Annotated in this window: 14 protein-coding genes and 1 pseudogene; 10 read left to right on the top strand and 5 right to left on the bottom strand. The window is 47.3% G+C overall.

The window, feature by feature from the left end; genetic code table 11:
- Window positions 1-141: 141 nt before the first annotated feature.
- Window positions 142-1,839 carry a glycoside hydrolase family 13 protein gene (locus L696_RS0108195; RefSeq protein ID WP_025683217.1) on the top strand — a complete coding sequence of 566 codons (1,698 nt, stop codon included), beginning with the start codon at window positions 142-144 and terminating at the stop codon, window positions 1,837-1,839.
- A 164-nt stretch (window positions 1,840-2,003) separates the two neighbouring features.
- On the opposite strand, the gene pdaA is transcribed toward L696_RS0108195, so the two are convergent.
- Window positions 2,004-2,801 carry a delta-lactam-biosynthetic de-N-acetylase gene (gene pdaA, locus L696_RS0108190; protein ID WP_025683216.1) on the bottom strand — a complete coding sequence of 266 codons (798 nt, stop codon included), beginning with the start codon at window positions 2,799-2,801 and terminating at the stop codon, window positions 2,004-2,006.
- 84 nt (window positions 2,802-2,885) lie between these two features.
- Window positions 2,886-3,209 (bottom strand): annotated as a pseudogene (locus L696_RS0108185) (MetQ/NlpA family ABC transporter substrate-binding protein); the annotation flags it as partial.
- Window positions 3,210-3,430: 221 nt separating this feature from the next.
- Between L696_RS0108185 and L696_RS0108180 the strand changes: the two are divergent.
- The 3 genes from L696_RS0108180 to L696_RS28380 all read left to right on the top strand — a co-directional run bounded on the left by L696_RS0108180 (window position 3,431) and on the right by L696_RS28380 (window position 5,790).
- Window positions 3,431-3,835: a MerR family transcriptional regulator gene (locus L696_RS0108180; RefSeq protein WP_025683214.1), complete on the top strand. Its 405-nt coding sequence runs from the start codon at window positions 3,431-3,433 to the stop codon at window positions 3,833-3,835.
- A gap of 159 nt (window positions 3,836-3,994) precedes the next feature.
- Window positions 3,995-5,155 carry an MFS transporter gene (locus L696_RS0108175; RefSeq protein WP_025683213.1) on the top strand — a complete coding sequence of 387 codons (1,161 nt, stop codon included), beginning with the start codon at window positions 3,995-3,997 and terminating at the stop codon, window positions 5,153-5,155.
- A 455-nt stretch (window positions 5,156-5,610) separates the two neighbouring features.
- Complete coding sequence (locus tag L696_RS28380; RefSeq protein ID WP_049827310.1) at window positions 5,611-5,790, top strand: hypothetical protein; 180 nt, start codon at window positions 5,611-5,613, stop codon at window positions 5,788-5,790.
- A gap of 168 nt (window positions 5,791-5,958) precedes the next feature.
- On the opposite strand, the gene L696_RS0108165 is transcribed toward L696_RS28380, so the two are convergent.
- Window positions 5,959-7,335 carry a hypothetical protein gene (locus tag L696_RS0108165; protein ID WP_025683212.1) on the bottom strand — a complete coding sequence of 459 codons (1,377 nt, stop codon included), beginning with the start codon at window positions 7,333-7,335 and terminating at the stop codon, window positions 5,959-5,961.
- A gap of 138 nt (window positions 7,336-7,473) precedes the next feature.
- Window positions 7,474-9,237: an alpha-glycosidase gene (locus L696_RS0108160; protein ID WP_025683211.1), complete on the bottom strand. Its 1,764-nt coding sequence runs from the start codon at window positions 9,235-9,237 to the stop codon at window positions 7,474-7,476.
- 151 nt (window positions 9,238-9,388) lie between these two features.
- Between L696_RS0108160 and L696_RS0108155 the strand changes: the two genes are divergently transcribed.
- The 5 genes from L696_RS0108155 to L696_RS0108135 are packed head-to-tail and all read left to right on the top strand — an operon-like array spanning window position 9,389 to window position 13,911.
- A complete protein-coding gene (locus L696_RS0108155) occupies window positions 9,389-10,063 on the top strand; it encodes a response regulator transcription factor (RefSeq protein ID WP_025683210.1) in 675 nt (224 codons plus the stop codon).
- Window positions 10,063-11,493, top strand: coding sequence for a HAMP domain-containing sensor histidine kinase (locus tag L696_RS0108150; protein WP_025683209.1), 1,431 nt, complete (start codon window positions 10,063-10,065; stop codon window positions 11,491-11,493). Before L696_RS0108155 ends, L696_RS0108150 begins: the two co-directional genes overlap by 1 nt.
- 59 nt (window positions 11,494-11,552) lie before the next feature.
- The gene (locus L696_RS0108145; RefSeq protein WP_025683208.1) at window positions 11,553-12,470 is read left to right on the top strand and encodes an ABC transporter ATP-binding protein; all 918 of its coding nucleotides are present in this window, start codon (window positions 11,553-11,555) and stop codon (window positions 12,468-12,470) included.
- Window positions 12,467-13,183: an ABC transporter permease gene (locus tag L696_RS0108140; RefSeq protein ID WP_025683207.1), complete on the top strand. Its 717-nt coding sequence runs from the start codon at window positions 12,467-12,469 to the stop codon at window positions 13,181-13,183. Before L696_RS0108145 ends, L696_RS0108140 begins: the two co-directional genes overlap by 4 nt.
- Window positions 13,183-13,911 carry an ABC transporter permease gene (locus L696_RS0108135; protein WP_025683206.1) on the top strand — a complete coding sequence of 243 codons (729 nt, stop codon included), beginning with the start codon at window positions 13,183-13,185 and terminating at the stop codon, window positions 13,909-13,911. Before L696_RS0108140 ends, L696_RS0108135 begins: the two co-directional genes overlap by 1 nt.
- 131 nt (window positions 13,912-14,042) lie before the next feature.
- Here L696_RS0108135 and L696_RS0108130 read toward each other — a convergent pair whose 3' ends face one another.
- Entirely contained in the window at window positions 14,043-14,999 is a 957-nt protein-coding gene (locus L696_RS0108130; protein WP_025683205.1) for an L-lactate dehydrogenase, read from the bottom strand.
- A 575-nt stretch (window positions 15,000-15,574) separates the two neighbouring features.
- On the opposite strand from L696_RS0108130, the gene L696_RS0108125 reads away from it, so the two are divergent.
- Window positions 15,575-15,914 (top strand): MerR family transcriptional regulator (locus tag L696_RS0108125; protein WP_025683204.1); only part of this gene is annotated, 340 nt, incomplete at its 3' end.

Raw genomic sequence — 15,914 nt, 5'->3', positions numbered from 1 at the left:
GGAGTAACTTTTACAACCTGTTTTTAAAAATATTTTTTCAATCTCCCTTCTCCCCAGCATACAAACGATTCGCCAGCAGGTATTGCGTGTATGTTAAGAGCATATGCTATTGGATGTACAGAGAAGCTACAGGAGGGAAACATGCCCAAAAAGATATGGTGGAAGGAAGCCGTTGTGTATCAGATTTATCCGATCAGCTTTCAGGATTCGGACGGAGACGGAAAAGGAGATTTGCGAGGCATTCTGTCCAGGCTGGACTATCTGAGTGAGCTGGGCATTGATGTCATCTGGATTTGTCCGGTGTACAAATCACCCAATCATGATAACGGCTACGATATTAGCGATTATTATGCCATTATGGATGAATTCGGAACGATGGAGGACTTTGATAAACTCCTTCACAGGGCGCATGAACGAGGCATCAAAATTATGATGGATATGGTTTTAAACCATACATCGGATGAGCATCCGTGGTTTACGGAATCACGCTCGTCCAAGGATAATCCGAAACGGGACTACTACATATGGCGAACAGGCAAAAATGGCGGATATCCGAACAATTGGGAATCGTATTTTTCCGGTTCTGTGTGGAAATATGACAAGCTTACAGACGAATATTACATGCATCTGTATTCCGAGCATCAGCCGGACCTCAACTGGAACAATAAAGAAATGGTCGCTGAACTGTACCGTATGGTGGAATGGTGGCTGAAAAAGGGAGTCGATGGCTTCCGGTTTGACGCCATTGCCCATATTGTCAAAGCCGAAGGGCTGCCGGATGCCGATAATCCCGAGAAACGGACATTGGTACGGGCCTATCAGCTCTTTTCCAATTTGGAACAAGTGCATGTGCTTCTTCGCATGCTGAATGAAAGAGTGCTGGAGCGGTACCCCTTAATGACCGTCGGTGAAACATCGGGTTTGGGTCCTGAACAGGCACTCGATTATGTGGGAGATCAGCGGCATGAGCTGAATATGGTTTTCCAGTTTGAACACATGTTTATAGATGCCCAGGGACAGGGGACAGAAAAATGGAAATCCAAGTCGTGGACACTGGTAGAGTTAAAAAAAATTATGAGTCGATGGCAGACGGTGCTTCACCAGGAGGGATGGAATGCGAATTATCTGAACAACCATGATCAGCCGCGCGCCCTCTCGCGATTCGGGAATGATGGACAATACCGAGTGGAGTCGGCCAAAATGCTGGCAACCTTCATACATATGCTTGAAGGTACGCCGTACATTTATCAGGGTGAGGAAATCGGCATGACGAATATCGTGTACTCGTCGATTGATGATTACCGGGACGTGGAGACATTGAATTATTATGAGCAGCAGCGGAAGCTTGGCGAACCGGAAGAGCAGATTATGGCGGCGATTTGGAGAAAAAGCCGGGATAATGCGCGGACACCCATGCAGTGGAATGGAGGGAGTGCGGCCGGGTTTACCGATGGAGAGCCGTGGATGAAAATCAACGACAACTACACGCATATCCACGTTGAAGCGGAAAGACATAACCCGGATTCGATTTTTCACTATTATCGTAAGCTGATTGCCCTGCGTAAACAGCTTGAGGTAATCGTTTATGGTGAATATAAGCTGCTGCTGCCGCTGGATACCGAGCTGTATGTGTTTACTCGCACGTTGGAGAAGGAGCAGCTGCTAGTTATTTTGAACTTTTTTGACCGTAACCCGGTATTCCACTGGCCTGAGGAGGGCTATCCTGCCGCCAAAGCAGAGCTGCTTCTGTCCAATTACGAGTCGGTAAAAGGTGAGAATCTGAACGTCCTAAAGCTGCGTCCTTATGAAGCCAGAGTGTATAAGTTAAACTTGGAATAATCGTTCTGGCTTCATTCCAGCCAGCTCACGGATCTTGGCGATAATCCGATCTATTATATCCAAACCCTTCTTTGAGCGTAAAGTAAAAAGCCCGATCCCACTGTCTATACCAGGCAGTAGGATCGGGCTAATACATACAAGACTTGCCGGATTAAGATGCTTCTCTAGTGGTAATGCTTGACCTTAAGGTCGTCCAGACTTTTGAATTCATACCCTTGCTTGCGAGCTTCGTCAATGATAGAACCGAGCGCTTCGGCATTGTCCTTGGACACGGAATGGAGCAGAATGACCGCTCCGGGGTGGAGCTGCTTTATGACCTGACGATAGGCATAGTCTGCTCCTTGCTGGATATTCGTATCCCAGTCCTTGTAAGCCACAGACCAGAATACGCTTGTATATCCGGCTTCCCGGCAGGAAGCCAAGGCTTTTTCGCTAAAAATGCCGCGTGGCGGTCGGACGTATTTCATTTCTTTTTGTCCGGTCAGTTCGGCCGATGCGCTTCGTACCTTATCCAGCTCGGACCGGATCTGTGCCGAAGAAATTGTACTCATATCAGGATGGCTCCATGAATGGTTCCCGATGATGTGGCCTTCACTTGCCATACGGCGCATCAAAGCAGGCTGGTCTTTTACAAAATGCCCGGTCACAAAGAAGGCAGCCGGGACTTTTTTAGCCTTCAATACATCCAGCACTCTGGGGGTAAATCCATTCTCATAGCCGTTGTCAAAGGTGAGATACAGTTCTTTTTTGGTTGTATCCCCCAAAAAGATGCCTCCCTGTCTTTCGATCAAGTGCATAAAGCCCTCTTGCGCGATGGAAGGCAGCTCGCCTCCCTTGCTTTTTTTAAATCCAAAATGATAAGGCTGTCCGTCAACAGCCTGCGTAGCTAGTGCGGGTTGACCCGTAACTACTAACATGCCAACAACCGCAGTGCATAACCATAAGGCAAACATTCGCTTCATCTATGTTCCTCCGCTTCTCCGTCCCGTTCGGGTAAGGTGTGTATGCTTCGGCATATTCCATAGATTCTGCAAAACGGCGCTTTTTTATACAATATGAATTAACGAGAATAGTTCTTGCCAAGGGGCAGCCGTTTCCTCAGGATGCTCCACATGAAATTCCGCTGCTTCCAGCGTAATCTTGCCTGCATCGGTAATAAAGTTACCATTCACAATTCCGAAACCAAGGTCTTTCAGAGAAACGAGAATTTGTGCCGAATCCAGCACCTTGAAATTCACCAGCTCTTCAATGAGCCGTACAGCCCGTTCCTGATTGACTGCGTCCTGTGGTACTCCTATGGTTACGCCATCTTTGACTTTATCTAGCGATTTGTGGTTGACCGAGTACAATCCTTGAGGAGCGCTCGGTACGTGTAGGAGGGCAAGAACATGGTCTTATTACCACAGAATGATGACTATTAAACCCACTCCTCGGGAATCTCCCAAGGGATGAAGGCGTCTAAAATCCCGATGACATTCAGTAACTTAATTTATGTGAAAAGGTAGATACTTTAGTCCGAAAATTTCATAGAGACATCTACAGAACAATTAAGTGTTGCTTTCGAGTTAACTCGAAAGTATATACTGTGTTCATGGAAAAATTACTAACTATTCGACAGGTTGCTGATGTTACGAATCTTAGTGTTCACACGCTTCGCTATTACGAGAATATTGGTCTTCTTAACTCAATCCACCGAAATAAAAATGGTTACCGTTATTATTCACCTGAAGATATCACTTGGATTAAGTTTTTGACTCGACTGAAAGCTACAGGAATGTCAATCAACAAAATGATCGAAATCGCTGAGTTAAGGAGGCAGGGCGATTCAACTATAACTACAAGGAGGGTGCTTCTCGAAGAGCACTATAAAGAAGTTCAAGAGCATATGATTGAGCTTCAGAAAAATCTAAATTTGCTTGCAGATAAAATCGTTATCTACAAGGAGATGGAGAAGAATTATGAATTAGAACATAAGATGGACAAATATAATCCTTAAATTCCAAAAACTAGTTCAAACACTGACAGAAGCAAATATTAAACGGTATACATTGGTCTAAAACAAACATCACCATTGATGTATTGGGAATGCATGATCTTAATACTGTTTTATATGTTTATATATTACTTTAAAATATAAGGAGAATTTCACATCCATATGAAAACGTCATTTGTAACCTTTATCATTGCCCTCGGCGTATTTGGAATAGTTAATACCGAACTTGGAGTTATAGGTATTTTACCGCAGATTTCAAATCAATTCCAAGTCAGCATTTCTCAAGCTGGTATGCTTGTAAGCATGTTTGCGCTTATCATTGCCATCTCTGGTCCGTTCATGATTTTATTATTTTCCGGAATAAACCGAAAAAAAATCTTAGCAGGAGTGCTTGCTATTTTTACAATTGCCAATCTTGTTTCAGCATTTGCCCCCAACTATTCTGTCCTATTGTTTTGTCGTATTTTACCTGCTTTTCTCCATCCTGTTTATTTCTCAGTAGCATTTTCAGCAGCTGCAAGCTCTGTTCCCAAAGAACAAAGTGCTAAAGCAGTTTCCAGAGTTTTTACAGGATTAACTGTGGGGATGGTTTTAGGCATTCCAATCACATCATTTATTGGGGATCAGTTTTCACTCGAAGCTGCTTTTCTCTTTTCTGCTGTTATTAATGCTTGCACATTAATCGGTATACTAACTTGGATTCCATCCATGTCAGTAAAAGAAAAGTTATCTTATGGGAAACAGTTGAAAATTTTGGTTAAGCCACAATTGTGGCTTAACATTGCGGCCACTTGTTTCATTCTTGCAGCATTGTACTCCGTATATTCTTATTTTGCTGAATACCTTAGAATAGTGACAAACATGAATGGTAAAACGATAAGTATCATGTTAATTCTTTTCGGAGCGAGCGGTGTTTTCGGTAATCTACAGGCAGCTAAGCTATTAAGCAAGAGTATAGTTAAAACAACCATTTTTTATCCTCTGCTGCTCGGAATCATTTATTTGCTGGTATTTTTTGCGGGAAATTACACGATTCCGATGATCCTTATTATCATTGCGTGGGGAGCTGTTTTTACAAGCGGCCTCATTATAAGCCAAACCTGGCTAACCTCTGAGACCTCAGAAGCAACTGAGTTTGGCAATAGCTTGTTTGTATCCTTTGCAAATTTGGGTGTAACAATAGGCACCGCCTCAGGTGGCTGGTTCTTATCCCAAATGGGAACACACCAGATTGTATGGAGCGGTGTATTGTTTCTGATGCTTGCACTCATCTGCATTGGAGTAAAAATCAAGCTCTTTGATTTAAAAAAAGTTAAGGTTTAAATGTTAATGTTACCACTGGACCGGTGATGTTGGTGTAGCTGAAAATATGTTGATCATCTGAAAATTGAAGGAGAAGCAGACAATTTGAAATGATCGTTGTACTGCCTTTTAAGACTTAATAAGCCAGCACAGGGGGGATTAAATTACGGTAATAGGTACAAGTTCTTGTCTTTTAACGGTACAAGTTCTTGTCCTCCGACAGTACGAAGGTGAGAGGGTAAATGTTTGTGTTATTTTCCTTATTGTATCCCTTTTTCTCCAATACAGGCAGAATGCATTGACGGAACTGATCTTCATACGGCCCTGCAAAAAAAGCCTACGTTAATCTCTTTTTTGTATGATCTGCTATTCGCCGATACAACTTCTCCTACTCTAGCATATTCATATAACATATCTCTTCTCAGTTGAGATCAACTCAAGGATGGTTTATATCCGTCTGAACAGGGGACTCGCAAATGAGAGATTTAAAGGAGGTAATTGCTTTGGGAAGAAAGAGACGGAGCGGTTTTAAAAATAAAAGAATTTCGGTAGACGTCAGACAATCTTCTTCAGCTCAGACAGGACAAGGTGGCAACCCCATTTCTATCAATGCTTCTGATGTCGGGGTCGTAAGAACAGATGTTCAAAATAAGTAATCAGATAAAAAAGCTATGCAAACAACGCGTGCTGATACCCAATCGGCACGCGTTGTTTGAGCTTAGGCAAGTTGAATTAAAAATATACATGGAAAACGGAGTAGGCGGAATGGCACTATAGGTAACTTTTAGTCCACTTATATAATCGCAAATTTTAATGAGGTCATGTTAGTCATCATCTTTCAAGTACATTCCGGTCATTAATCTCGTATACTCTGCATCCGTCTCACGGGAAGCAAATAAGCGAAAATGCTCATACATCCCTATACATTTGATCGTATTCGATTTATCGTCGACTTCCAGAGATTTGTCCAAGCTGTCGATTAAAAAGCTAAAACCAAGGTCAAAGGCCCCTCTGCTGAGATAATAGTGAGCCAGCTCATACAGAAAAAGAATATATAAATCTGGCGTGATCTTGTGCGTATACGTAACAATAGCTTTTTCCCGCGCTATAAAGGCTGTAATGTCTGTTTCGAACTTTTTAAGAAAATAATCTACCTTGATATCCTGCTGATTGGCGGCTCTGATGATTTTTAATAAACCCGGTATCAGCTCCGTTTGTGAAGCCTCAATGCATGTAACATAATCCAAAATAGCACTTACATCTCCGGTTAGCATTTTATATAAAAATATACTAGAGCGTGCCCATTCTTTACATTTGTTTAGCCAGTATTGGGTTTCCTCATCCGTTTCCTTCACCCAGCTTAGATCAGCATACGCGTAAGTATATTGTAGCGCTTGCTTGTAGTTTCCCTGGCCCTCACAAATGTTCGCACGAAGATAGTTAGAATAGGCCATATAAAAGAACATTGGTCTTTGTGGCTTTTTGAGTGGTTCCTGATTAACTTTATTGGGCTGGTGCATGAGAAGGTATTGAATATTAGCCTCATCGTCCATATCCTGAGCCAGGTCCTTGGCCAAATCCCACCATTTCCATTGCATATAGGCGTTCGCCAGTTCTCTTAATGCGTCGAGTCGGTCTATGTCGTCAAGCTGATCCAAAAGGGGAAAAACCCGGTTAGCAGCATCTACGTTTTGCTCTTTATCGGGTCCCAGCCCAAGAATAAACAAGCGATACTGACACAAGGCCAAGCGTTCTGAACGTCGGCCGCCCTCCCTTTTAACGATATTTTTGTAGAGAAGGGCTGCGGCGGCATGTTTGTCATGTATGAAAAAATCCTCAGCTACTTCGAACAACAGAGGAGCGTAAGTCGTGTTATCCAACCATAAATAGATGGTTTGCCGAATGCAATCCAGTCTGCCGAGTTCTTCACATCGGTATAAAAAAGGTTTAATGTTACTCCAATCGGGCACAGCCTCGACCAGATATTCCTCGATGTAATGCTCATAAAAATAGCCTGGATTCAGTCGCATACCACATGTAACCCGATCCAATTGCTCTACCGAGAATGGCATTTTTTTGCCCCAAATAGCATGGACTGCCTCCATTTCTACATCCGCCATTTCGCAAAATTGGATAATGCTTAGGTCTTCTCGTGCCATGAATTGCTCCAGCTCTGTGCGTATCGTGGTTGTATGTTCCAAATGAACCACCCCTTTCACAATCCGGATGCTAAATCAGCGTTTATCTGAACATATTATACCACCGTTTTGGGAATGTTTGTATGTAGATAGGAGTAGCCTCAAGGGATGAGACTACTCCGTTTATTAAAAGGAGAGCGTCTATTCCACCCGCTTCGCAGGCGCTGTCTTCAGCACGGCGTAGCCATAGGCTGGAAGCTCAGCGCGTAAGCCCTTCGCTCCTGCGGACCACTGGCTTTCGCCAAAAGCCAATTCCCATTCCTGCTCGGGAATGTTCAGTTCAAACATGTGGCTCTTACCGGAACGGTTAAGCAGCACAAGCAGCACCTCTTCCTCGCTGCGGCGTTCGTAGGCGAGGGATGTGCCCTCCGGCTCTGCCTCCAGAAAAGTGAGGCTTCCCGCGGCACGCAGCGCCGGGTGCTCCTTACGCAGCGCAATCAGCTCGCGGTAAAAGTCGAACAGCTCGCGGTCCTGCTTGTCAGGGTCCCACTCCATGCACTTGCGACAGCCTGGATCGGCATCTCCATCCAGACCGATTTCATCACCATAATAGATGCAGGGCGCGCCCATGTACGTGAACTGGAACAGAGCGGCCAGCCGCATCAGCCGCTTGTCATCGCCGCACAGCGTCAGGAGGCGCGGCGTGTCATGGCTATCCAGCAGATTGAAGGCCACTTCAGAGGCCTGCTGCGGATAGCGGGCCAACTGCCGTCCGATGGCAAAGGCGAAGCTTTGGGCATCGGTTTCTTTTTTGACGAAAAAATCATTCACCGCGTAAGTAAACGGATAATTCATCGTCGCATCGAACTGGTCGCCCTGTAGCCATTCAGACGATTCATTCCACATTTCACCCAGAATGTACGCATCCAGGTTAGCCTGTTTGACCGTGGTGCGGAACTCCCGCCAAAAGGCGTGATCCACCTCATCTGCCACATCCAGCCGCCACCCGTCGATGCCGATCTCTTCGATCCAATGCTTTGCCACATCCAGCAGGTACTTTTTCACCTCGGGATGCTCGGTGTTCAGCTTGGGCATCATCGGCTCCAGCCCGAAGGTATCGTAGGTCGGTATATCATCGACTACTTCCAGCGGAAAGCTATGTACGTGGAACCAGTCCTTATAAAGGGAGGCTTCGCCTTTTTCCAGCACGTCCACGAACGGCTTAAAGGTACGTCCCGAATGGTTGAACACTGCATCGAACAGTACCCGGATTCCCCGGTCGTGGCAGGCATCCACCAGTTTTTTTAACGTCTCCTTGTCCCCAAAATGCGGGTCCACCTCCATATAATCCTCGGTATCGTATTTATGATTGGTCGTCGCCTTGAACACAGGAGTCATATACAGGGCGTTAATCCCCAACTCGTTCAGGTGGTCCAGATGATCTATGATCCCCTGTAGATCGCCACCGAAAAAATTGTCTCTTCGCGGTGTGCCACCCCAGGCCTCGGCACCTTCCGGGCTAATTGAGGGGTCACCGTTCGCAAAGCGTTCCGGGAAAATCTGATAAAAAACTGCATCCTTCACCCATGCAGGTGGTTTGAGAATATCAATCGGATTCAAAAACGGATATTGGAACAGGCTGTCTGGGCTTTGAGGTTCCTTGGTGGTAAAGTCATCCTCATTCATCCAAATGCGTCCCTCGCCGTCTTCCAGCAAAAATCCATATTTCAGCCGACGGTGAGTGGGCTTTACGGTACACTCGTAGTAATCAAATCTGCCGTCGGTGGCGAATTTGGACATTGGAATGAGCTGTCGGGTGCGATCCCAGTCGTATTTGTCTCCGGTTAGAGCGTGTACAGCGGTCAGGTCATTTTTCTTCACACGAAGCCGTAAAAATATAGTTGCATCATCATAACCAAAAGCCCAATTACGCTTCGGATGATGGTATATCGCTTCCAGCAGCATCGGCTAGGCCTCCTTTTTCACGAGCATTAGAATTTGAAATTGTGAAGCGTATGTCGTATAAGGTAGTTATTAACCTTTTTACGCGGGTTATGTACCATAAATGCTATAATGCCCATTACATAAAAGAAAAACGATAAGTAGGTGTGCGTGAATGAAAACAAATGTGTTATACATCGAGGATGATCAGGATATCGGCGCTTGGATGCATCGGTATTTGGAAGAGCGGAATTACGCTGTGGTGTGGCTGCGCAGCGGGGATGGGGCTGTGGAAGCAGCCCGTACATGCCAGCTTGTGATTCTGGATGTGATGCTGCCCGGTCTGGATGGATTTACGATTGGAAAAAGGCTCAAGAAGGAACGCCCGGAACTTCCGATTCTTATGCTGTCCGCCCGAACCTCCATTGACGATAAGCTGCAAGGGCTGGATTTTGCCGACGATTATGTGACGAAGCCCTTTCACCCGGACGAGCTGATTGCACGTATGGAGGTTTTGCTGCGTCGATCAGGCGCGGTGCCCGAGGAATCCTTACAGTTGGGACATCTGGCGGTGTACCCTCCCGATAACCGTATTGTGAACCGTGATACCGGGGAAGAAATTGCGCTGACAGGCAAGCAATATCATATTTTTACTTATTTGCTTCGGCATTTGGGCCAGATTATGACGAAGGAGCAAATGTATGAAGCCGTGTGGGGCGATCCGTATATCGACGGGGACAAAACCTTAATGGTCCACATTCGACATTTGCGCGAAAAGCTGGAGGTAGATCCTGCCACTCCCCGCATCATTGAGACGATCCGTGGTGTAGGCTACCGGGTGAAAGCGTAATGAGCAGGACGCGCAAGGGTTGGGCGGGGTTGCATCGCAGTTCCAGGCCATGTCAGGGAGGTCGTTTTCGTAGTTCACTGTTGTTCCGCTATCTGGTCATTATTGTGGTTGCTATGATGCTATTGCCGATTATGTTACCTGCTACGTTAATTGTAAGTAGTGTCTTGTCTGATTGGGTTACGGATATGAAGCCTGCAAATTCACATTATCTCTCCGGTTCACGGACCAAAGATAGCTGGCATCGTGAAGCTGTAGCCTTAAAAGGAGCCACCCCGGAGCAAATATCAACCCATTTAAAAAAAATACAGGGAGATACGTTTCCCGATTCACAGATATTTTGGGTGGATGCAGCGGGGAAAACAAGACTCGAGTTGCCGATACAACCAGACCTTCCAGAGCATTGGGACGCGATGCAAGCTATTACATTCATGAAACAAGCCATGAATTCAGACTTATTTACTGTAGTCGCATTTATTGGTGGTGGCCAGAAGAACGCCGATCAGGGCTATATGGTATTGAAAGTTCCTCGTTCGTTTTTTGATCAGTCGCGTACGGGCAATAGCATGACACTGTACTATCTCTTTTTTATTTTACTAATACTCGCAGCATTTATATTCGTATCTCTCCTGTTTTTTGGAGGCATTCGGCGCAGACTGGTGCAGCTTCAGGCAGCCATGTCGCAGAGAGGAGAGGATGGATTGCCCATTCTCGTCAGCACCGGACGACCGGATGAAATCGGCAAGCTGGAGGAAGCGTTCAACCAGATGGTTGAGCAGCTGGCGGAGAGTCGGGGACGTGAGCGTCAGGAGGAAGATTTGCGGAAAAGGTTGGTCGCCGATCTGTCACACGATATTCGGACGCCGCTTACGGTCGTGCGCAGCCATCTGTACACACTGGACGAGGAAAACCTGAGTAACAGGGGAAGGCAGTCTATTACACTGATGGAAAACAAGTTAAAAGACCTTGGAAGTCTGATCGACAACCTGCTCGCCTATAATCTTCTTTCCAGCGGCAAATATACATTGAATAACGAACCGCGTGATATTCTGCGGCTGGTGCGGGAATGTGCGGCCAGTTGGTATCCGGTTTGGGAGAAGGAAGGTTTGGAGGTGGATATCGACTTGCCTGAGCATAGTATCGTGTGGAAGGTCGATGAGCAGGGCTTCCGCCGTTTGCTGGACAATCTCTTTCAAAATGTAGTTCGCCATGCTGCCTCAGGCCGATATATTGGTATCCATGTAGAGGAACATAACGGGAAAGAGGCATTAGTCATTGCGGATAAAGGACCGGGAATGGAGCAGCAATCCAGTGAAAAAGGAGCCGGGATTGGCTTGGCGATTACAGAATTGCTGGCCCGTGAAATGAATCTGGAGAGGGATATTGTCAGTTCATCCGCCGGGATACAAATCCGTTTTTTAAACAAAACTTAAACTAAGAGTTCCCTTGGCTTTAAACTTGGCACGTTACGATAGGTGTCGAGGTGAGGAACTTGAACGAATACATTATTGAAACGAGCAGTCTCAGCAAAATATACAAAGGCCGCCCTGCGGTCAACCAGCTGGATCTGAAAATAGGGCGGGAAGATATTTACGGCTTTCTCGGCCCGAATGGAGCGGGGAAAACGACAACCATCCGCATGCTGCTCGGACTCATTCGCCCGACAAGAGGAACGATCCGCATATTCGGTAAGGATATCCGCAGACATAAGCTGGATATTTTGCGTAAAGTCGGTTCACTGGTGGAATACCCTTCGTATTACGGTCATTTGAACGCAGTGGAAAATCTGGAGGCCATTCGTCGCATTTTAAATGTGCCCAAAGAGAACATTGCGGAAGTGCTGGAAGTTGTTCGACTGACCAAGCATGCCAAACGCCCGGTCAAGGGCTACTCGCTGGGGATGAAGCAACGGCTTGGTATCGCCGCCGCGCTGCTGGGCAATCCGGAATTGCTTATTTTGGACGAGCCTACAAATGGTTTGGACCCGGAGGGCATTCAGGAAATGCGCGCATTGATTCAGGCGATGCCCAAGGAACGAGGAATCACTGTACTGGTATCCAGCCATCTGCTGAGCGAAGTGGAGCATATGGCAAATACTGTGGGAATTATCCGCGAAGGAGAGCTGGTTTTCCAGAATACGATTCACAATCTCCGGCAGGAATCCGCAGGGGGTATTCGCATTGTCACGTCCGACCCGCAAACAGCCCAGCTCATTGCACGTGAGCAGGGTTATCATTCGGTGAGAGACGGGGCTGCTCTGGATTTTGAAAACATGAATGATGCGGCTGTGGCGCTGCTGGTCAGAAGGCTGGTCGAAAATACGCATGCTATATACCGTGTAGAGGAACGCCGCAAATCCCTGGAGGATATGTTCATGCAGGTCGTCGGCAAAGGGGGGACTTCCCTATGATGCTGCGGGCGCTGACTGCGGATCTGCTCAAAGCGCGCAGAAAGGGTATCTGGTTTCTGGTGTTCCTTGGACCACTAGGACTGGTGGCGATGCAGGCGCTGAATTTCGGGCTTCGTTATGATTATCTGATTCCGCGCAGCAAGGGTCATCTATGGGAAGCCTTGATGGATAACATCGCTATGTTTGTTCCCCTTGCGCTGGTGTTAGGGGCCACGATGGTCGCTTCCATGCTGGCGAATGTGGAGCATTCGTCCAACTCCTGGAAGCAGCTATTGGCCTTGCCTATCCCCAGATTCAGTGTCTATATGGCCAAGCTGGCGCTGGCTATCGGGATGCTGTGTGTATCCTGCCTGCTCCTTACCGTTGGAACGTGGGGACTGGGCATGATACTTGGCTTCGGGGGAGAGCCTGCTCCAATAGGAGAATTGCTGCGGATTGGGTTTTGGCCCTTGGGAGGAACACTGCCCATGCTCGTACTGCTATTGTGGCTAACGGTCACGTTTCATAATCAGGCGCTGCCTGTAACACTGGGCATTACGCTAGGCATCGGCAGCTTGTTTGCTTCACAGCTGTCCGAATGGTTTCCGCTGGCTTGGCCGCAATTCGCATGGGTTGCGCCTCAAGCGTGGATGTTTGCGTCCATCGGCTGCGGAACGGGTGCGCTTCTCAGTCTGCTGACGGCGGCTCATTTTAGCAGAAAGGATGTGGCGTAATGCTCGGAGGATATGTACGACTGCTATCTGTCGAACGTTTGAAAATAGCCAAGTCGCCCGTCTGGTTGCTCGCGCTCGTCAGCCCGGCGATTGCCGTCCTGATCGGACTGCTGTCGAACCCCGGAGGAAATTGGCTGGTACTACTCTCTAGCATGCTCACAGTGCATGCGCTGCTGTTCATGCCGATGCTGACCGCCGTATTTGCATCCATGGTCTGCCGATTCGAGCATGGGGGCGGCGGCTGGAAGCAACTGCTGTCGTTGCCATTATCCCGCACCAGTCTCTACGCGGCCAAGCTGACGATGATTATGGCTTTGGTGGGGCTGACTCAACTATTGTTCGGGGGAGCGCTGCTGGGTGTTGGAGCTGTGCGGGACATGAATGGGCCGATCCCTTGGTCAGTCATCGCCCAAAGTCTGCTCGCAGGCTGGGTAGCCTGTCTGCCGCTGGCTGCGTTACAGCTAATGGTGTCTTTCCTGTGGTCCAGCTTTGCCGCGCCGCTCGCCTTGAACTTTGTTTTCACAGTGCCCAATATTCTGGTCGCCAACTCACAGACCTACGGCCCGTACTATCCGTGGGTACAGCCTGTGCTGGCGATGATGCCTACCGGAAGAGACAGCTTCGGGGCTTTCATCGTACCAGCGGATACGCTGATTACGGTTGTCCTGGGTAGCTTTGTTGTGTTTGGGATTGCGGGCCTGACGGTATTCCGTCGTAAGGAAATATAGGACGGAATATGAGGATTCAGCTCTATCTGTTTTTTCAAGGACTCTATTAAAACAAATGACCCTCTTATGGGTCATTTGTTTTAAAGTTATCATTCTTCCGGGTCACATTTCAATCCGGCGTATGACACAATTTAAACTAAGCCCGACATGGCACGGATATTATCGCTGATGAAGCGGCAGGAGGCGTCGAACTTGGCTTGTTCTTCCGGGCTTAGCTCCAGCTCGATGACCTCCTGAATTCCTTTGCTGCCGATGATCGCCGGAACGCCCGTGCAGACATTCGTGTGCCCGTACTCGCCGTCCAATACGGCGGAAACCGCTATAATTTTACCATCATCATTTAAAATGGAACGGGTAATGTATGCCAGCGCATTGGCAATGCCGAAATAAGTAGCGCCTTTGCGGGCGAAAATCTCCCAGCCTGCATCCTTCGTTTTGCGGGCAACTTCGTCCAGATCGACGTGGCTGAAACGCTCCTTATGCTGACGTAGAATATGCAGGATCGGCTTGCCGCCAATGGTCACGTGTGACCATGCGATGAATTGCGAATCGCCGTGCTCGCCAAGAGCATACCCCTGTACGCTACGTGGATCTACGGAAAATACCTCGGAAAGCAGCGTCTTAAGCCTGGACGAGTCAATGGAGGTGCCTGTGCCGATTACCTTGTTGCGTGGTAGACCGGATATGCTTTGTACGAGATAGGTCACAATGTCGACAGGATTAGCCGCAATGATGAAAATGCCGTCGAAGCCGCTCTCCATAATCGCCGTTACAATTTCGCGCGTAATGATCACCGCATCATCCAGTACAGACAGACGATCTTGACCTGGTTTGGGGTTAGCCCCGGCCGTGATAATGACAACATCCATATCCGTGCAATCTGCATACGTTCCTGCGTGTACCTTGGTACGTGTAGACGTAAAATCCATACAATGGGACAGGTCCAGCGCATGGGCCAAAGCTCGATCATATGTGCGGTCAATCATCATAATTTCGTCACAAATGGACTGATTGACCATTGAGTAGGCACAGCTCGAACCGACCATCCCTGCGCCGACAATAGCTACTTTCCTTGCCTTCCCCTTCATTTATGTTTCCTCCTCGTTCCAGCGAACGTTAATATGCTACAAATTATGTCTGAAACCCATTTTACGTTACATAACATAACATATTGCTGATCTTTTGGAAATATCCATCGTTTTGCCTTCATTCCGAAAATTATAAAAATAACGATCACCAGAAGCACATGTATAGGCTGTAATATAGAAGATACGTGGAATACGCAGTATTTTTGCAGGTATGTATTGCAGGGAGTGAGTAGCTTCTTTTTGAGGTGGTATTCGCATTGATTGTGCTTTGCGCCGCGCTTATGGTAGAAATAATGCCATAGGATTATGGGGAGTGTGACATTTATGTGACATTTCTAAAAAGGACACCCTATTGAATGGGAAATAGGCGAGGTAACACATACTTTGTCAGATTTTAAATGCTGCTTGATCATAGGCTTAATTCCAGAAATCAGTGGGCGGTGGTGATGGTATGACAAAGGTTCCTAGCAGTCCGCAATATTAGAACATTTTTGCCAAAGGGTTTCCATTTGATTCCGCGAATTGTACATATACAAGCTTATTTCTTTCCATACCATCCAGGGAGGTAATGATCAATGGAAGAAAGCAGATCGACGACGGAAGCAGCAAAGCAGTTGGGAATCGGGGCCAGTACCCTTCGTAAATATGCAGCAGCGCTGGAGGAGCAGGGCTATGTGTTCCCGCGTTCCGCCAACCAATCGAGAATGTTCAGTCCAGAGGATGTAGAGTGCTTAAAGGTGATGCGAGGGGCGCTGCGTGAGGAGCATTTGACGATGGAGCAGGCGATTCAGGTGGTACTTGAGAGGGTAACCGCACCCTTCCAAATCCAGGATGCAGGCGTCCGCTTGCCATCCGTATCGGATGGTGAGTCGCTGGCTGCAACCTGGGAGGAAATATTGGCTGCGGCAGAGGGCA

It is taken from the genome of Paenibacillus maysiensis (assembly GCF_000520815.1).
In the GTDB taxonomy this organism is placed as follows: Bacteria; Bacillota; Bacilli; order Paenibacillales; family Paenibacillaceae; genus Paenibacillus; species Paenibacillus maysiensis.
The sequence above is the reverse complement of the archived record's forward strand: the minus strand, read 5'-3'. Positions and strand labels throughout refer to the sequence as shown.